General features: G+C 65.8%; 17 protein-coding genes. 8 read left to right on the top strand and 9 right to left on the bottom strand.

Annotated features, from left to right (window positions below; translation table 11 throughout):
- Nucleotides 1-143 precede the first annotated feature (143 nt).
- Nucleotides 144-563: a Ros/MucR family transcriptional regulator gene (locus X265_RS25570; protein ID WP_128967327.1), complete on the top strand. Its 420-nt coding sequence runs from the start codon at nt 144-146 to the stop codon at nt 561-563.
- 124 nt (nt 564-687) lie between these two features.
- On the opposite strand, the gene X265_RS25565 is transcribed toward X265_RS25570, so the two are convergent.
- Together X265_RS25565 and X265_RS25560 are read right to left on the bottom strand one after the other, a co-directional pair.
- Complete coding sequence (locus X265_RS25565; protein WP_128967326.1) at nt 688-1,116, bottom strand: SufE family protein; 429 nt, start codon at nt 1,114-1,116, stop codon at nt 688-690.
- Between the two features lie 385 nt (nt 1,117-1,501).
- On the bottom strand, nt 1,502-1,936 hold the full coding sequence (locus X265_RS25560) for a DUF5330 domain-containing protein (RefSeq protein WP_128967325.1): 435 nt from the start codon (nt 1,934-1,936) through the stop codon (nt 1,502-1,504).
- Nucleotides 1,937-2,346: 410 nt separating this feature from the next.
- Between X265_RS25560 and X265_RS25555 the strand changes: the two genes are divergently transcribed.
- The 4 genes from X265_RS25555 (at nt 2,347) to X265_RS25540 (ending at nt 5,665) form a co-directional block, all read left to right on the top strand.
- On the top strand, nt 2,347-4,176 hold the full coding sequence (locus tag X265_RS25555) for a PAS domain-containing sensor histidine kinase (protein WP_164938790.1): 1,830 nt from the start codon (nt 2,347-2,349) through the stop codon (nt 4,174-4,176).
- Nucleotides 4,169-4,903, top strand: coding sequence for a peptidoglycan-binding domain-containing protein (locus X265_RS25550; protein WP_128967323.1), 735 nt, complete (start codon nt 4,169-4,171; stop codon nt 4,901-4,903). Before X265_RS25555 ends, X265_RS25550 begins: the two co-directional genes overlap by 8 nt.
- Before the next feature lie 154 nt (nt 4,904-5,057).
- A complete protein-coding gene (locus X265_RS25545; protein WP_164938789.1) occupies nt 5,058-5,267 on the top strand; it encodes a hypothetical protein in 210 nt (69 codons plus the stop codon).
- A 53-nt stretch (nt 5,268-5,320) separates the two neighbouring features.
- On the top strand, nt 5,321-5,665 hold the full coding sequence (locus X265_RS25540) for a DUF1491 family protein (protein WP_128967321.1): 345 nt from the start codon (nt 5,321-5,323) through the stop codon (nt 5,663-5,665).
- Between the two features lie 136 nt (nt 5,666-5,801).
- Here the strand turns inward: X265_RS25540 and X265_RS25535 are convergent, their stop codons facing one another.
- Nucleotides 5,802-6,776 carry a DUF2336 domain-containing protein gene (locus X265_RS25535; protein WP_128967320.1) on the bottom strand — a complete coding sequence of 325 codons (975 nt, stop codon included), beginning with the start codon at nt 6,774-6,776 and terminating at the stop codon, nt 5,802-5,804.
- Between the two features lie 253 nt (nt 6,777-7,029).
- Here X265_RS25535 and X265_RS25530 point away from each other — a divergent pair, with 253 nt between their 5' ends.
- Both X265_RS25530 and X265_RS25525 read left to right on the top strand, forming a co-directional pair.
- Entirely contained in the window at nt 7,030-7,218 is a 189-nt protein-coding gene (locus X265_RS25530) for a hypothetical protein (RefSeq protein WP_128967319.1), read from the top strand.
- 16 nt (nt 7,219-7,234) lie between these two features.
- Entirely contained in the window at nt 7,235-7,996 is a 762-nt protein-coding gene (locus X265_RS25525; RefSeq protein ID WP_128967318.1) for a hypothetical protein, read from the top strand.
- Between the two features lie 46 nt (nt 7,997-8,042).
- On the opposite strand, the gene X265_RS25520 is transcribed toward X265_RS25525, so the two are convergent.
- On the bottom strand, nt 8,043-8,906 hold the full coding sequence (locus tag X265_RS25520; protein ID WP_128967317.1) for a LysR family transcriptional regulator: 864 nt from the start codon (nt 8,904-8,906) through the stop codon (nt 8,043-8,045).
- Between the two features lie 94 nt (nt 8,907-9,000).
- Here X265_RS25520 and X265_RS25515 point away from each other — a divergent pair, with 94 nt between their 5' ends.
- On the top strand, nt 9,001-9,858 hold the full coding sequence (locus X265_RS25515; RefSeq protein WP_128967316.1) for an MBL fold metallo-hydrolase: 858 nt from the start codon (nt 9,001-9,003) through the stop codon (nt 9,856-9,858).
- 25 nt (nt 9,859-9,883) lie between these two features.
- On the opposite strand, the gene X265_RS25510 is transcribed toward X265_RS25515, so the two are convergent.
- From X265_RS25510 to X265_RS25490, 5 genes are all read right to left on the bottom strand, one after another.
- Nucleotides 9,884-11,203 (bottom strand): ATP-binding protein, encoded by a 1,320-nt coding sequence (locus X265_RS25510; RefSeq protein ID WP_128967315.1) that lies wholly within the window; start codon nt 11,201-11,203, stop codon nt 9,884-9,886.
- Entirely contained in the window at nt 11,200-11,913 is a 714-nt protein-coding gene (locus X265_RS25505) for a response regulator (RefSeq protein WP_164938788.1), read from the bottom strand. The genes X265_RS25510 and X265_RS25505 overlap by 4 nt, the downstream gene beginning before the upstream one ends.
- A 90-nt stretch (nt 11,914-12,003) precedes the next feature.
- Nucleotides 12,004-13,965 (bottom strand): MacB family efflux pump subunit, encoded by a 1,962-nt coding sequence (locus tag X265_RS25500; protein ID WP_128967313.1) that lies wholly within the window; start codon nt 13,963-13,965, stop codon nt 12,004-12,006.
- Between the two features lies 1 nt (nt 13,966).
- Entirely contained in the window at nt 13,967-15,199 is a 1,233-nt protein-coding gene (locus tag X265_RS25495) for an efflux RND transporter periplasmic adaptor subunit (RefSeq protein ID WP_164938787.1), read from the bottom strand.
- A complete protein-coding gene (locus X265_RS25490; protein ID WP_128967312.1) occupies nt 15,196-16,671 on the bottom strand; it encodes an efflux transporter outer membrane subunit in 1,476 nt (491 codons plus the stop codon). The genes X265_RS25495 and X265_RS25490 overlap by 4 nt, the downstream gene beginning before the upstream one ends.
- Nucleotides 16,672-16,887: the final 216 nt, after the last annotated feature.

Below are 16,887 nucleotides of genomic sequence, written 5' to 3'. Positions count from 1 at the left end.
TAAGACAACCCGATTCTTCTCGCGAGATCAGTAATCGGTCCCTATTCTCAAGTTGTCCTATTTCGGCCAAACGTATTGTTGACACGAATTACTTTGCCGTCGCCAATGCCGCGACGGACCGTGGTTGGAGAGAGGTCGCGCCCATGTCGGATGCCGGGCCCAAGAATTTCATCGAGCTGACGGCGAGCATCGTGTCGGCCTATGTCGGCAACAACCCGACGCCCGCCGCAGAGATTCCGAACCTGATCAGTCAGGTGCACGGCGCGTTGACGCGGGTGTCGTTGGGCCGCACCGAGACGACGCCGCTCGAGCCGGCAAAGCCGGCGGTGTCGCTGAAGAAGTCGATCGCGCCCGACTATCTGGTGTGCCTGGAAGACGGCAAGCGCTTCAAGTCGCTGAAGCGCCATCTGCGCACCCAGTACAACATGACGCCGGAGCAATACCGCGAGAAATGGGGCCTGCCCGCCGACTATCCCATGGTCGCGCCGAACTACGCGGTGGCGCGCTCGCAGCTGGCCAAGAAGATGGGGCTGGGACAGCAGCAGCGGAAGAAGGGGAAGTAAGCGCAGGCCGATTTCGTAGGGTGGGCAAGGGCGCGCCTGCGCCGTGCCCACCATCTCTCATTGATCGCACTCAGACCGTGGTCACGCTTCGCTTTGCCCCCCTACGGCAGTGCAGCTTGGAGCTTCACGACGCTTCGGCGAGCGCCTCTTTCGCATCCGTCTTGATGCGCTCGACCATCGAGCGCAGGCCGTTGGAGCGCTGCGGCGTCAGATGATCGCGGAAGCCGAACTCGTTGAACACGGCAATCGCGTCGGTATCGAGGATCTCTTGCGGCGTGCGGCCGGAATAGAGCGCGAGCACGATCGCGACCAGGCCGCGCACGATATGGGCGTCGCTGTCACCGCGATATCTCAGGATCGCCGCGCCACCGTCGCGATCGACCAGCTTCTGGAGCCAGACCTGGCTGACGCAGCCCTGCACCTTGTTCTCGGCCGAATGCTCGTCCTCGGGCATCGGTTCCAGGGTGCGGCCAAGCTCGATGACATACCGGTAGCGGTCGTCCCACTCGTCCAAAAGCTCGAAATTGTCCCTGATCTCGTCAATCGTCGTCATTGATGGCCCGTGTTCGTTCTATGGGCCAATATAGGGGCGCGGCGGGACGAAATCGATAGGCCTGGAGCCCAAACTTGGGCTCCCTCAAATCAGTAATCGCTTCGGACGAGGATGTTGCTTGGGCTGAGGCCGCGCTTCAGCCTGCAATCATTGCCACGCCGAAAAAGCAGTTGAGAAGTTCTTCACGAGAGCCGCCTGGTTGCGTTCGAGGAGGATGTGACGTCCTGACGCGCGGCATCATTCGGGGACCTGGCCGCTTCAACAAGGCCAGCGGGGGGGTAGCTTTCCATTTCTGTCCGGGAGTTGCGGAAGCGCCATACGACAAACGTCATACAACCGGCTTGCGGCAATCGAGATAATAGCTTTGCGGCGATGAGCGCGCGCTCTAATTCGCCGTCTCCGGCCCGTGCCATTCCAGGGCGAGATCGTCCTGCGTGAGCGTGTCGCGCGGCGCCTCGCTCGTAACCGCATCGCCTTCGCCGGCGGCCGCGATCGAGCCGGTGCGATCAGGCGCCTTCTTCTCGTTTTTCTCAGCCTTCTCGTTGCCGAGCTGCTCTTTTTTCTCGTTGATGATCTGGTAGATCTTGCGCGCACCATCCTGGGCCCGCTGGCCGATGATAGTCGCGGCCTGCCCGCCGACTTCGCAGGCCGCCGGCTGGCGCTTGCAGAACTGGGTCATGTCGGAGACGGCCGCGGTCGCAGCCTGCACCGCATCGGCGGCGCCGATCTGCGGCAGCTTCTCCGATTCGGGCGTCTTGTCCCGCGGCAGGAGCACCAGCACCAGCCCGAGCCAGAATGTGATGCGAAGCAGAAAGCGCATCTTATCGACCTGTACGTTAGATCCCGCGACGGCGATTTCCGCGTGCGTTTCGACCTAGCAACTCTCGATAAATCGCAAGTCATTGCCTTGAGCTTAATTCGCGGAAAATTTACGCAAGAATCTTCGCGGATAGAGTTCTCGTAAATATTCGATTGACGCCGGCGCCCGTGGTTGTCCGGCCCTGCATATCCACCAATTCGAAACCATGAGCGGGGCGGCGAAACCCTATGTTCACCATCATCCGATGATGACATCGCCAAATCGCCTAAAAATCTCCGCGATGACACGGTGTCGGGTGACGGGCCGATCCGCCTTAGCACTCGTTTAAGGTCGCTCTGACACGGTGGCTCAACGATAAGGAGGCGTTCCGGCGCGTCTTCTCGAGACGATTGAGCCGAAGCGCGAGACCCGTGACAGTTTTGAGTATCATCCGCGATTGTCTCGATGCACTGCTGCATCCCTCCGCGCGTTACGATGCGCTGACGCGTGCACGTCATCGGGCCTTCATGGCGCCCCGGCTTCTCGGAAGCCTGGCCGCCTTTGCCGCATTCCCGGTCTATCTCGTCCTGCGCGGTGCGCCGAGCGCCATCGAGGTCGCGGCCTTTGCCTGGCTGATCGCGCCGATCCTGTTGTCCTGGTTCCTGTCACGCACCGGCCGCTATGAAGGCGCCCATGTGCTGTCCTCGCTGGCGCTCGCCGGCCTGATCATGGCGATCGCGGTCACGACCGGCGGCATTGAATCGTTCGCCGCGATCTGGCTGGTCGTGGTTCCCTTGGAAGCTGCTCTCTCGGCCTCGCGCCGCGTCGCGGCCTTTGCGTCGCTGCTCGCACTGTCCTGCATCGGCCTGCTGATCCTGCTCGGCCAGTTCGGCTGGCTGCCGGGCGGCGGACTCGGCGCTGCCGAGCGCGGCGCGATGATGGCCCTGGGTGTCGCCTCCGCGACGCTCTATGCCGCGGGTCTCGCCTTTGGCGCGGAGTCGCTCGCGCGGACCGGCGTCACGCTGCTGTCGCGCGAGGAGGAGCGCTATCGTCTCCTGGCGCGCAACATGAGCGACGTGATCTCGCGCCATCAGCGCAACGGCGCGGTGCAGTTCGTCTCGCCGGCGGCCGAAGCCATGCTCGGCATGCCGGTTGCTCAATTGCTCGGCCACGGCCTGTTCGATCGCGTCCATGTCGCCGATCGTCCGGCCTATCTCACCGCGCTCTCCGACGCCGCGCGCGGCGACGTGCGCAGCGTCGAATTCCGGCTGCGGCGCGAGCCCGTCGGTTCCGATCGCGGTCAGGTCGACTTCATCTGGGTGGAGATGCGCTGCCGGCCGCTCGATCAGGAGCTCGGCCGCGATCCCGCCCATGAGGCGGAAGTCGTCGCCGTGATGCGCGACGTCACCGATCGCAAGCTGTCCGAGCAGGCGCTCGACCAGGCGCGCAGCGCGGCGGAAGCCGCCGACGCCGCCAAGACGCGCTTCCTCGCCACCATGAGCCACGAGCTGCGCACGCCGCTCAACGCCATCATCGGCTTCTCGGAGATGATCGCGCAGGAGCAGACCCTGATGCTGGCCGCCGGCCAGCGCAAGGAATATGCCGAGCTCATCAACGCCTCCGGCCAGCATCTGCTGTCGGTCGTCAACGGCATCCTCGACATGTCGAAGATGGAATCGGGCAATTTCGAGATTTCGGCCGAGCCGTTCGCGCCGCGCACCTCACTGCTGCATTGCTGCAACCTGTTGGCGCTGAAGGCGCGGGAGAACGGCGTCGACCTCATCACCGACGCGCCGCAGGACCTGCCCGTGATGACCGGCGATCCCAGGGCGTTCAAGCAGATCGTGCTCAATCTCGTCGCCAACGCGATCAAGTTCACCGAGCGCGGCGGGCAGGTCACCGTGTCTGCATCGGCATCCGCTTCGCGACTGACGCTGCGTGTCAGCGACACGGGCGTCGGCATTGCGCCCGAGGATCTCAAGCGCATCGGCGCGCCGTTCTTCCAGTGCGGCAAGACCTATGAACGCCGGCACGAAGGCACCGGCCTTGGCCTTTCGATCGTGAAGAGCCTCGTGGCGTTGCATCTCGGCGAATTGACGGTACAAAGCAAGCTCGGCGAAGGTACCGCCGTCACCGTCAAGCTGCCGCTCGTCTACACGCCGCCGCAAGCCAAGCCGGCCGAGAGCAAGGTCGCGACGCTGACGCAGGCGCCCCGTCATGAAATTCAGGACCAACCTGCTCCGGTGAAGAAAAGTGCCTAGAAAGTCCGCCAACGACGAAGCCGCTCCGCGCCGCCGTGGCGCCAAGAATGGTGCCAAGGGTGGCGCTAAGGCCGCGGCCGTGGATGTCGAGACCGAGCGCAATCTCGTGATGCGCGTGCTCCTGCACAGCCCCAAGGATACGGTGGCCGGCCTCGTCGCCGCCGCCGCCGTCAGCGCCATCGTTGCCAACGCGCTGTTCCTGCAGACCGGCCGGCATCCGGCGCCGATGTTCGGCACCGTGATCAACCTTCCCGCGCCGTCCTCCATGTCGCTGACGAATACCATGCCGCGCCCGCGGCCGGTCGGCGCCGATACGTCGCCGCTCGAGCCGAAGGCGACCGAGTTTCGCGTCGAGCCCAAACCGGCCGAGAAGCCGCCGGAGAAGCCCGCCGAGACGACCGCTTCTACGCCGCGCTCGGGCGATCCCATGACCAATCTGGTCATCAAGTCGACCACACCGACGCCGCCACCGTCGGCAGCGGCTGTTGCTCGGCCGCCGGCGCTGATCCCGGCGCAGCTAAGCCCGGCGGCGCGCCGGATCGCCGGCGTGCAGCGCGCGCTGTCCGAATATGGCTACGGCAATTTGAAGATCACCGGCGCGATGAACGGCGAGACCCAGTCGACGATCCAGACCTTCGAGCGCCAGCACAAGATGCCCGTCACCGGCCAGGTGTCGGACCGTTTGTTGCGCGAGCTTGCCGCCGCGATCGGCCACCCCGTCGAATAGTCGAACGTGCCCCGTCATTGACACCGGTCAATCCCGGGCCCGCACGCCGGCACGGCTGGTACGCAATTGCGCCGGCATGATTTGCTTGGGATCAATGACGGCTGGAACCATCGGAGAAGATGATCGTCCATCTCATCAAGGCAGAGAGGTCGTCATGTTCAAGGTCTCGATTCTCGTGTGGATCATGCTCGGCACGGTGCTGGCGGGCGTCAGCCTGATCGTGGTGCTGATGGTGCCGAGCTTTGCCGCCGATGCCATCAGGAACATCCCGTACGCGGTCGCCGTGGGATTTGCCCTCGCAATGCCGCTGTCATACCTCGTCGCGCGCCAGATCGGCGGCGGGCAAGGCGTCAGCAAGGCATGACAATCCCGAGCTGACACTGGCGGCGCAGGTCGCGCTGGCTTATCGTTCGACTCATGCGTTTGAAATCCAACATATGGGTCGCGGCCTATTTGCGCCGGTGCCAGACCGAGGGCGTGTTCGGCGCGGTGCGCCATCGCGGCGCCGAGGAGGCGGGCGCGGTGTTCGTCAAAGTGTCGCTGCTCGACGGCAATGCGATGCTCTACGTGCCGGCGCCGCAGACGTCTTACGAGGACGGTCGGCCCGTCGATCGCTTCTTCGTGCCGGCCGCGCCGCAGCCGATGCCGGAATCCGCGGTGGAAGAGCGCCTGACCAAGGAGCTTCGGTTCGATCCGGATGCCTGGATCGTCGAGACCGAAGACCGCGCGGGAAGGCACTTTCTCGATCTGGCAAAGGTGTAGCCGTCATTGCGAGCGGAGCGAAGCAATCCAGAATCTTTCCGCGGCGGGATTCTGGATTGCTTCGTCGCGAGAGCTCCTCGCAATGACCTGGCTAGAGCGCGGCACGTATCAAAGTCGGTGCCTGCAGAGGCTGGCTTTAGCGCTCTGATCCGCCGCTGCCGGTGCGCACCGCCGGGCTCGAGCCGGGCTGCAGGCTCGGCCGCGACTGGCTGGCGCCCGCGCGGGCGCGCTGGCGGTCGTTGTCATGCAGCGAGGGCTGATACTTGGCGCGCGTGACGGCGAGGGTCGAGCCGCGCCAGGCGGCGAGCATCACCAGCGCGGAGCGGTCGCTGAGGCGGTCGTAGAGCCGCGACAGCCGGTAGACTTCGTTCACGGACGTGCCGATCGCGGGCTTGAAGAACAAGAGGATGCGCTGGAAGTTCGGGCTCGGCATGTCGAGCGCGCGTGCGGCGACCGCAAGCGCCTCGCCGCCGGCGTCCTCGACGATCTGCGTGGCGACGCGGGCGGGCAGGATCAAGGTGTCGCCGAGCTCGTAGGTGAAGCTCTCGACGTCGCCCGCAATGGCCGCCATTTCCAGGACCTGGATCGCGCGCTTGGCATGCACGGTCGGAATCCGCGGCGCGGCCTTCAGCGGCGTCTGCGCCAGATTGTGCAGGATCAGCGCGCGCTGGCTCGCATCGGCGCGGAAGAACATGTCGTGGATCTCGGCCGCTTCCTTCGGCTGCATCGCCATGCTGGCGGCCATGCGCTGCTCGGCCTCGGTCGGCGGACGGGCAGGCGAGGGGGCGGGCGAAAGGCGCGGGATTTCGCGCGCGAGCGGAATCCTGCGGCCTTCCTGGGCCGCGACCAGCCCGAGCTTCTGGAGCACCGGAACCGGCGTCTGCGGATAGATCGCAAGCTTTGCCTTGACGGAAGCGCGCGTCCCGTCGTCGACCTGGTCGATCAGCCGCGTCGCAAGCTCGATGAATTGCCGCTGCTCGTCCTCGCTGTGGGTGCTGGTCTGGACATAGAGGTCGGTCAGCACGCGCAGCAGGGTGGGGCGAACATCCACGCCCTCGCGGCGGGAGAGCGTCATCAGCCCATCGAATCCGGGAAACAGCGACTTGGTCATGGAGGCGTACGCAACTCGGAAGAACTGTTGCCGCAAGCCTATCAAGGGTTCCTTTAAAGGCTCCTTAAGGAAAACGAAGTGTGAAGCAAACCCGCGCATTTCGACCGTCGTCGTCCCGCCGCGGGACGGCTTCAATCGGCCCGTGCGGTTACGGTCGGAAGGCGGTGTTTACACCCCGTTAACCATAAACTGATCCTAATGATCTCCATGTTGCAGCGGCGCGTTCGGTCGCGCGGCAATTGAGAGAGCTGACATGGGGACCATCATCGAATTTCCGGCCGGTCGCCGGGTGGGCTCGTCGGGGGACGTCACACCGCGCGCGGACATGGGAACGATCCTGATTCTTCCCGTCATCCGTATCGAGCGCGACGCGGACGAAACCAGCGGCGACCGTGGACCGGAGCAGGGCACCGCGCCGGGGCGCCGTCGTCGTCGCCGCTAGCTTTGCGGCTGTTGCAATGCCGGACGTCATCCGCCAGATCCGCCGTGTCGTATCGGCCATCCTGCTCGCAGTGGTCGGAGCGTCGCTTGCCGGCTGCAGCGGCGGCGATTTCGGCCGCACCCGCGCCGACATGCGCAGCGACGACATGCATCGCTGGCTCGGTGCCGAGGCGACCGGCAGCCTCGGCCTGAAGCCCTCGCAATTCCAGCTCACCGACGAAGAGCGCCAGCTTCGCGACCTCGCCTATCCCATGATCGAGCCGCCGCTGTCGCGGCCGGCCTGGAAGAGCGTGTTCGGCGACTACAAGGCAATCCCCTCGCCGTGGCACCAGAAGATCGTGTTCGATCGTACCATGTACGGCCGCACCCTGATCGACGAGCCGCACCGCTCGCACGCCTCGCGCTATGCGCAGCTGATCGAGGACGTCCGTAACGACATCACCCGCTTCGAGCCGTTCTTCGCCAGCGCGATCCGCGTCATCGATCTCGACAAGAAGCGCGACGCCAGCATGGCGCGCGTCTCCGCGCTCTCGCCGCAGGAGCGGACCGATGCGGTCGAACGCATGCGCGAGAACTCGCTGATCATCCAGTGGGTGCAGCTGTCGCTCGAGCAGCGCGTCTCGTCGTATCGCTGGGCATTGGAGCGGCTGGTGATCCAGGCCCCCGACGGCATGGCCGCCGATGCCGACCGCCTGATCGGCGAGCTTGCGGCCCAGACCGCCAATCCGCCGGTCCAGTCGCTTCCGGCCTATGGCCGCGCCGTGGTGTCGAAGGGCTGAGTACGATCTCCGGACAAGTCCGAGCCGGTTTCCGGCACGATCATGCTCAATCACGACGTTTGCCAACGCGGCGCTGCCCGGTCCGCTCGGGCTTGCGGCGCTGCTTCCGCAGCTTCCCGACGAAGTCCTTCAATGCATCCGCGAGAGGCATCGACGCGCGGTAGGCGAACCCGACCTCGCGTTTGACCCTCACATCGATCTCCCTGACGGCGACGTCAGGATAGCCCTTTGCCACGCCCTCCGGGACGATGGCGATGCCGACGCCGGCCGCGACCAGCGCCATCGCCCAATCCTCCGATTGCGCGATCGCCGCAGATGGACGCCGCGCCGACGTGCGGCCGAAGAACGCGCTCTGCTCGCAATGGCAGCGGTCGATCATGGCTGCGTCGGCGAGGTCGGCGGCGCGAAGCTTCTCCTTCAGCGTCAACGGATGCGATGGCGGCAGCGCCGCGACATAACGCTCGCTCCACAGCGGGACGAAATGCTCGTCATCCCCAAGCATGCTCTTCGAGACGATCCTTGCATCCGCGCGCTCCTCGCTGCCGACGAGCCGGAGCGCGATGTCGCTGCGTGCCGTCAGCGGCTTCAGCAGGGCGATCGTCCGGGTCACGTCCAGCGTGCGCATCAGGCCGAGGGTCAGCGTGATCTTCGTGCTGGGCTTGCGGAACAGGCTGCGCGCCGCGTCGGCCTCGTCGATGATGCGGCGGGCCAGCGCATGGAACTGCTCGGCCGAGGCGGTGGGTGCGACGCCCTTCTTGTGGCGGATGAACAGCGTGGTGCCGAGCTCGGCCTCCAGATTGGTGATGGCGGTCGAGATCGACGGCTGCGACACGAAGCAGGTGCGGGCCGCAGCCGTGAGGTTGCGTTCTCGATAAACGGCGGCGAAGTAGCGAAGCTCGCGGATGTCCATAGGAGAAACCTAGAGATATTATCAATATTCAATATTGTACCTATGGAGAGGGGGATGACAAGAACGGCCTGTTCACAACAGGCGAGCGTCACTCATGAAAATCCACCACCTCAACACCGGGACGATGTGTCCGATGGGCCGACGGCTCGTGAACGGCACCGGCGGCCTGTTCCAACGGGCTCGCATGGTCTGCCATTGTCTGCTGATCGAGACCCGTGACGGCCTCGCCCTGGTCGATACCGGCATCGGCCTCGGCGATATCGCCACGCCGGACAGGCTGGGAAAACGATGGCTACGCCAGACCACGCCAAAACTCGATCCTGCCGAGACGGCCGTGCAACAGGTGAAGGCGCTCGGCTATTCGCCCGCCGACGTGCGCCACGTGCTGCTGACGCATCTCGACCGCGACCACGCCGGTGGCGTCCCCGACTTTCCGCACGCCGCGATCCACGTCCATCGCGCCGAACACGACATGGCCGTGCTGCGCAAGCCCGCGCCGCCCGAGGGGCGCTATGTCACGGGGCAATGGAGCCACCGGCCGAATTGGGCATTCTATGGCGAGGCCGGTGAGGACTGGTTCGGCTTCAAGGGCGTGCGCGCGCTCGGCGACAAGGAAGCCGACATCCTGATGATCCCGCTCGCCGGGCACACGCTCGGCCATTGCGGCATCGCGGTGCGCTCGGGCGAGAAGTGGCTGCTGCATGCCGGGGACAGCTATTTCCATCACGCCCAGCTCGATGCATCACCTCGCGCGCCGCTGGTGCTCGGTTATTTCCAGCGTCGTGCCGACATGGATCGCAACGCCCGCATCGCCAACCAGGCAAGGCTGCGTGAGCTGAAGCTCAGCCACGGCGATCGCGTGACGATCTTCAACAGCCATGATCCCGTGGACTACGAGAACTGCCGGTGCGGGGCGCATGAGGGCGTACGCCTTCCATCGTCGCCGCCGTAACCCACCCGATCGCGATCTGCCCGGCTCAGGGCTGGCTCTCCAGGCTCGCATCGGGCAGCAGCAGGCGGACACGCAGGCCCCTGGGAGCGTTGTCGAGCAGGATGAGCCGCCCGCCATGGGCCGCGACGATGGATTGCGCGATCGAAAGACCCAGGCCGAAGCCGGCCGTCTCGTCCATGGTGCGGGCATCCTCGCCGCGCACGAACGGCTCCAGCATCGCCGCTTTCCGTTCGTCGGGAATGCCGGGCCCGTCATCGGCGACATCGATCAGCATCTGTCCTTTCGTGATCGACAGTTCGACGCTGACGTCGCCTGCAAGCCGGATCGCATTGTCGACCAGGTTCGTCACCGCGCGGGTGATCTCGTCGGGACGCACGGTCAGCGTGGCCCTTGCGGGGCCGCGATAGCTCACTGCATGACCGCAATCGGAGAACTGGTCGCTGACCGTCTGGAGCAGGGCGGCAACGTCCACCAGGGTCGGCTTTGCCGGGCTTTCGCTGCGCAGCAGCGACAGCACGGATTCCAGCATCGATTGCATCTGGTCCAGGTCGCGCACGGTTTGCGCGCGCTGCGTCTGATCCTCGATATATTCCGAGCGCAGCCGCAAGCGCGTGATCGGGGTGCGCAGATCGTGGCTGATGGCCGCCAGCATGCGGGTTCGGTCGTTCATCAGCGTGGTGATGCGTTCGCGCATCCGGTTGAGCGCGCGCGCGGCGGATCTGATCTCCTCCGGGCCGCTCTCGGGCAGTGGCGCCGACGACCGGTTCAGGCTGAAATTCTCCGCCTCGCGCGCAAAGGCCGACAGCGGCGAGGAGAGGGCGCGTCCGGCCCAGACGCCGAGCAGCGTCACGCTCGCCACCAGGAACAGCAACGTGCTGGTCCAGAGCCCGCTGACGAAGGCCGGCATCTTGAATGATCCGATCGTGGCCTCGAGCACCTCGTCCTTGCTCAGGTAGAACCACAGGCGATCGCCGTCCGGGCTCGCGCCGCGAATGAGATCGGCCCGACCTTCGATCGCCGATGGGACATTCAGGGGCGTCAGCTTCGGCAACGGCTCCGAACTGGCGGATACGCGGTCGCGTAACTGGATTTTCAGGGTCGGAAAGGTTTGGTTGATACTGTCGAGCACGACGGGGCGGCTGGTCTGCGGCGTGTTGGCGACGATCTGGGCGATCAACTCGAACTGCTCGAACGGCCGGTCCGAAAGCAGCTTGGGCCGGCCCAGCAGAAAATATGCTGCGACCGAGACATGGATGAAGACCAGCGAGACCAGGATCAGCGCCGCGATCTGGCCGCTGATGCGGCGGAAGCTGAACAACGAAACGATGTCGGCGGCGCGGATCATGCCTCCTCCACGACAGGCGTGAAGATGTAGCCGCCGATGCGGACGGTCCTGATGACCGAGGTGCCTTCCGTCCGGTCGAGCTTGCGGCGCAGCCGGCTGACCAGCACGTCGATGCTGCGGCCAAAGCCGTTTTCGGGACGTCCGCGCGTGATGTTGAGGAGGCTGTCGCGGGTCAGGATGCGGCCCGGCCGTTCGCAGAAGGCCTGCAGCAGATCGAACTCGGCGCTCGTCAGCGGCACCTGTGCACCCTCGGGATCGCGCAGCTCCCGGAGCCTGAGGTCAATCGTCCAGCTCTGAAACTTCAGGCGTGTCACCGCGGCCCCTGGAGACGATGCGCTGTTCCGGCGACGCAGGACCGCGTTGATTCTGGCGAGCAGTTCGCGCGGGTTGAACGGTTTTGCCAGATAGTCGTCGGCGCCCATCTCGAGGCCGAGGATTCGATCGACATCCTCGCCCTTCGCCGTGAGGATGATCACAGGCGTCGGGCTCTCGATGCGCAGGCGCCGGCACAGGCTGAGGCCGTCCTCCCCCGGCAGCATCAGATCGAGCACGATCAGGTCGGCGCGGTTCTGCGAAAGATAACGGTCCATCTCGCGGCCGTTGGTGACGGTCTCGACGGCGAACGCATGCTCGCGCAAATAGCGCGCGATGAGCTCGCGGGTTGGCCGGTCGTCCTCGACGACCAGGATGTTCTGAGTGACGCCGGTCATGATTGAAATCGCATCGGGAGCCCCGATCGTTGATCGATTTGCGGACGCTTGTCGCGTCCGAAGAACTACGGTCATGATGCAATCCTAGGGTCAGTCACGGCTCAGCGCCACCACGGGATCGAGGAAGGCGGCGCGGCGGGCGGGAAAGAAGCCGAAGCCGATGCCGATCCCGGTCGAGGTCAGGAATGCCGCTCCGATCGAGAACGGCGAATAGCTCACGCCAAATCCGGGAATCGCGATGTTGATGGCGGTGCCGAGCAGCACCGCGATCAGAATACCGGCGATGCCGCCGATCGAGGAGATCAGCGTCGCTTCCACCAGAAACTGCTGGAGGATGTCGCTGCGCCTCGCGCCGACCGCCATGCGGACGCCGATCTCGCTGATCCGCTCGGACACCGACACCAGCATGATGTTCATCACGCCGATGCCGCCGACGATCAGCGAGATCACCGCGATGGCGGCCACCAGGAAGGCCAGCGTCTGGGTCGTGCTGGTGATGGTGCGGCGGATGTCGTCGGTGTTGAGGATGACGAAATCCCTGGTGCTGTGGCGTTGCGTCAGCAGCGTGGTGACCGCATCCTGCGCCAGGCTGGTCGAGACATCGTCGCTGATCCGCAGCAGCACGCTGCGCAAGGACGAGTCGCCGGTGAACTGCGCCTGCACGGTGGTGTAGGGGAGATAGACCGACAGGTTCTGGTTCGAGCCGAACCCGCCCTGCTGTTGAGCGATCACGCCGACGATCCGGCACGGCACCTTGCCGAGCCAGATGATGCGGCCGATCCCCGCGGTCTGGTCGTCGGCGAAGAAGGTCTTGCGCGTGTTCTCGTCGATGACGACCTGGCGCTCGATGTTGTGGACCGCCTCGCTGCCGAACAGGCGGCCCTTTGCCAGTTTTGCGCCCTTGACCAGGAAATAGCTCTCGCCGACGCCGTTGACCAGCACGTTGGATTCATTGCCGCGATAACGCACCGTCGTGCTGGTCGACACCGTCGGCGTTACGCCGGCAATGAAAGCCTGCCGCTCCAGCGCGCGGGCGTCGCCGAGCACGAGCGTCTTGATCTTGCCGGCGCGCGCGTCGCCGAAATCCTTGCCCGGAAACACCTCGATCGTATTGGTGCCGAGACTCGAGATGTCCGACAGAACCTTGCGCTGGGAGGCGTTGCCGAGCGCAACGACGGAAGACACGGCGGCGATGCCGATGATGATTCCGAGCATGGTCAGGAAAGCGCGCAGCCGGTGCGCGGCCATCGCGACCAGCGCCATGCGCGAGGCCTCCCGCAGCCGGCCCAATGCGCTCGCCCAGCCGGCGTCGCCGTGCTGCGTCGTGCGGGATGTGACCGGAGGCGGCTCCGAGACCGTCGCGGTCTCCGCACGACGGTCGGAGACGATCCTGCCGTCCCTGAGCTCGATGATGCGGCCGGCCCGTGCGGCGACATCGTCGTCGTGGGTCACGATGATGATGGTGCGCCCTTCGAGATGCAGCTCTTCGAGGATCTTCAGCACCTCTTCACCGCTGCGGCGGTCGAGCGCGCCGGTGGGTTCGTCGGCCAGGAAGACCTCGGCGCCGTTGATCAGGGCCCGGGCGATCGAGACGCGCTGCTGCTGGCCGCCCGAGAGCTGGTTCGGGCGATGGCCGCCTCGATCGCCGACGCCGAGACGGGTCAGCAGCGCTTCTGCGCGTAGCCGCCGCTCCCGTGCGCCGATGCCGGCATAGACGGCGGGGATCTCGACATTCGCGGCGGCGGAGAGGTCGCCGAGCAGATGGTAGCGCTGGAAGATGAAGCCGAAATGCTCGCGACGCAGCGCCGCCAGCGCGTCGGCGTCGAGCTCGGCGACGTTCTTGCCCGCGACGCGATAGCTCCCGGAGCTCGGGCGGTCGAGGCAGCCGAGGATGTTGAGCAGTGTCGATTTGCCCGAGCCGGATGAGCCGATGATGGCGACCATCTCGCCCGGCGCGATGCTCAATGAGAGATCATCGAGCGCGACCACCTTGGTGTCGCCGGCTGTGAACTCGCGGCGGACCTTGTCCAGCGCGATGATGGGGCCCGTCATGTCAGGGACCTCCCGGCGGCCCGCCCGGCATGCCGTGCGATGCGGTCTGCTCGTTCGCTTCGCCCGTGACGACCCGTTCGCCCTCGTCGAGTCCGGACTTGATCTCCACGATGGTGCGATCGTTGAGGCCGGTCTTGACCTCGCGCTCCCTGACGTCGCCGGAAGCGGCGAGTGTGCGCACGGTGCTGCGGCCGTCGGATTTTCGCATCACGGCCAGCGCCGGGATGACTTTCACGCGGCTCGCCTCGCCGGTGATGATGTGCACCTCGGCGGTCATGTAGGTCCGCAGCGCAAGATCCTTGTTCGGGACGGTGAAGACGCCGATGTAGTAGATGGCCGTGCTAGTCGAGCTCGACGAGCTCGTGCTGGAGCTGGACGACGACGTGGTGGTCGAGGAGAAGCTGGCATCGTTCTTGATCGATTCCGGCGCCGGCTCGATCTGCTCCAGATGCGCCTCGTAGCGATGGTCCTGGTCGCCGAGGATGGTGAAGTAGAGCGATTGCCCAGGTTTGACCTTGACGATGTCGGCCTCCGAAATCTCCGCCCGCACCGTCATCGTCTCGAGCTGGCCGAGCACGACGATGGTCGGCGCGGATTGCACCGCGTTGACCGTCTGACCTTCCTGCACCACGGTGGCAAGCACCGTGCCGTCGATCGGCGCGGTGATGCGGGTGTAGTCGAGATTGACCTTTGCTGTTTCGACGCTGGCCTCGGCGCCGACGATCAGCGCCTCCAGTGCCGCGATCTGGGCGCGGGTCTGTCGCACGGTCGAGTCCGCGCTGTCGAAGTCGCTGCGCGAGGTCGCGCGCTGGGCCAGCGTGGCCTGCTGGCGCGCGAGGTTGGCTTCGGCCAGCACCAGCGCGGCCTCCTTCTCGGCCTTCTGCGCGCGATAGTTCTTCAGCGAGGCTTCCGAGTTGCGCAGATCGTTCTGCTTGGTGACGGGATCGATCTGGGCGATCACGTCGCCGGACTTGACCGTGTCGCCGACGCGAACGTTGAGCGCGGTGATCCGGCCCGACACCTGCGCGCCGACGGCGGTCAGCCGCGCCGGCTTGAGCGTGCCGCTGGCGAGCACCTCCTCGCGCAGATCGCTGATGGTGACGGGCGCCGTGATGTAGGACTGCGTCTTGCTGGAGCTGCCCGGAAAGCGCGTCGCCGCGACCACGCCCATCGCCACGACGGCGACCACGGCCGCGGCGATCTTCACACGCCGTGTGATGATGATCCCGGTCACTTCAGCGCCTCCCGCAAATGAGGTCCGGTATTGGTATCGACGATGAGCGGGGCCGAGGTGTCGACCGGCTCGACCCAGCCGCCGCCGAGCGCCTTGGCGAGCGCGATGTAATCCTTGGCTGCCGACACCTTGCTCTGGATCAGGGAATCCTCGGCCGAATAGAGCGAGCGCTCGGCGTCCAGGACGTCGATGAAGCTGGCGCTGCCGGTCTCGAACAGCGATCGCGACAATTTTGCCGCCTCGCGGTAGTTGTTCGCCGCTTCGGTCAGCTTGACCGCGCGGATGCGCTCCTGCGACAGGGAGACCAGCGCGTTCTCGACATCCTCCAGCGCGGTGAGCAGGGTCGAATGGAAGGTCGCGAAGGCCTGGTCGCGTTGCGCTTCGGCAATCCTGACGGTGGCGAGGCGCTTGCCGGCATCGAACACCGGCACCGTCACCGAGGGCCCGACCGACCAGCTCACGCTGGAATATTTGGCGAGATCCCCGACGCGCAACGCCGACGTGCCGACCGAGCCGGTCAGCGACACCGCCGGATAGCGGTCGGCCTCGGCCGCACCGATCTTGGCGGTTGCCTGCGCAAGCTTGCGCTCCGCGCTGGCAACATCGGGACGGGTCGTGAGGAGATCGGCGGGCAGTCCCGTCGGCAGCGGCATGCGCGGCGCCGGCACGGGCGCCGAGCGGGCCATCAATCCGGCAACGGCGTCGGGCGGCCGGCCGAGCAAAATGCCGAGCCGGTGGACATCGGCGGCGAGCGCGGCCCGATAGGTCGGAACGTTGGCCTCCGTGCTCGCGGCCTGTGCGGTGGCTTTGCTAAGATCGACGGCGTTGCCGCTGCCGGCGTCATATTTGCTGCGGGTGAGCTTTTCGGTGTCGCGCTGCGAGACCGAGGTGCGAATTGCCAGCGCAATCCGCGCCTGGTAGCCGCGTGCCTCGACATAGTAGGAGGCGACGTCGCCGATCAGCGTGACGAGGCTGTCGCGCAGATCTTCGCCGGCAGATTGCTCGCCGCGCACCGCCGCCTCGATACTCCGCTGCGTGCCGCCGAACAGATCGAGCTCCCAACTCGAATCGAAGCTTGCCTGATGCAGCGCGTAGGGCGCGGTGTCGACTAGCGTGGAGGCGGAGCCCGCGCTGGTTTTGTTGTCGGTCACCTCGGCAGTGCCGCTGACGGACGGAAACAGGCCGGCGGCGGTCTGCTGCACCGTTGCACGCGCCTCGCGCACCACAGCCTTGGCTTTGAGGACATCAGGATTGGCCGCGACGGCTTGTTCGATCAGCCGGTTGAGCAGGGGATCGCGCAGGCGCAGCCACCATCGATCGAGCGTGCCGCTCTCGCGCCGCGACGTCGTCTTGCTGCTCCAATGCGACGGCAGTTCGGGTTTGGGCGGGCCGCCGTAGTCCGGACCGACCGCGCAGCCCGCCAGCGCGCCGCCCAGCATCAGCGCGGCAGCGACGGAGCGGAGTGCCGACATCGGCTCGCGCCGCAATCGCGGCGTGCGAGGACCGGTCTCTTTTGCGGCTGGCACACAGACAACGGCGAACGAGTGAAACGACATCAGATCGGCAAAAATCCAAGGATATGGCCGGGGAAGGGGGCCTTTGTCCCCTCGAGCCGGCCGCCTGCGCGCAAGCGAGGCCCGGATCAGGTGCCGGTCGATCGTGGCGTTTCGGCAGAAGAAATGTTTCCG

The organism is Bradyrhizobium guangdongense, assembly GCF_004114975.1.
Classification (GTDB): Bacteria; Pseudomonadota; Alphaproteobacteria; order Rhizobiales; family Xanthobacteraceae; genus Bradyrhizobium; species Bradyrhizobium guangdongense.
Note: the sequence above shows the minus strand (reverse complement) of the source record. Positions and strands in the feature narration are given on the sequence as shown.

Coding starts and splice junctions, on each gene's coding strand:
- X265_RS25570 (WP_128967327.1), top strand. CDS start 144: ATGTCGGATGCCGGGCCCAAGAATTTCATCGAGCTGACGGCGAGCATC.
- X265_RS25565 (WP_128967326.1), bottom strand. CDS start 1,116: ATGACGACGATTGACGAGATCAGGGACAATTTCGAGCTTTTGGACGAG.
- X265_RS25560 (WP_128967325.1), bottom strand. CDS start 1,936: ATGCGCTTTCTGCTTCGCATCACATTCTGGCTCGGGCTGGTGCTGGTG.
- X265_RS25545 (WP_164938789.1), top strand. CDS start 5,058: ATGTTCAAGGTCTCGATTCTCGTGTGGATCATGCTCGGCACGGTGCTG.
- X265_RS25540 (WP_128967321.1), top strand. CDS start 5,321: ATGCGTTTGAAATCCAACATATGGGTCGCGGCCTATTTGCGCCGGTGC.
- X265_RS25535 (WP_128967320.1), bottom strand. CDS start 6,776: ATGACCAAGTCGCTGTTTCCCGGATTCGATGGGCTGATGACGCTCTCC.
- X265_RS25530 (WP_128967319.1), top strand. CDS start 7,030: ATGGGGACCATCATCGAATTTCCGGCCGGTCGCCGGGTGGGCTCGTCG.
- X265_RS25525 (WP_128967318.1), top strand. CDS start 7,235: ATGCCGGACGTCATCCGCCAGATCCGCCGTGTCGTATCGGCCATCCTG.
- X265_RS25520 (WP_128967317.1), bottom strand. CDS start 8,906: ATGGACATCCGCGAGCTTCGCTACTTCGCCGCCGTTTATCGAGAACGC.
- X265_RS25515 (WP_128967316.1), top strand. CDS start 9,001: ATGAAAATCCACCACCTCAACACCGGGACGATGTGTCCGATGGGCCGA.
- X265_RS25510 (WP_128967315.1), bottom strand. CDS start 11,203: ATGATCCGCGCCGCCGACATCGTTTCGTTGTTCAGCTTCCGCCGCATC.
- X265_RS25505 (WP_164938788.1), bottom strand. CDS start 11,913: ATGACCGGCGTCACTCAGAACATCCTGGTCGTCGAGGACGACCGGCCA.
- X265_RS25500 (WP_128967313.1), bottom strand. CDS start 13,965: ATGACGGGCCCCATCATCGCGCTGGACAAGGTCCGCCGCGAGTTCACA.
- X265_RS25490 (WP_128967312.1), bottom strand. CDS start 16,671: ATGTCGGCACTCCGCTCCGTCGCTGCCGCGCTGATGCTGGGCGGCGCG.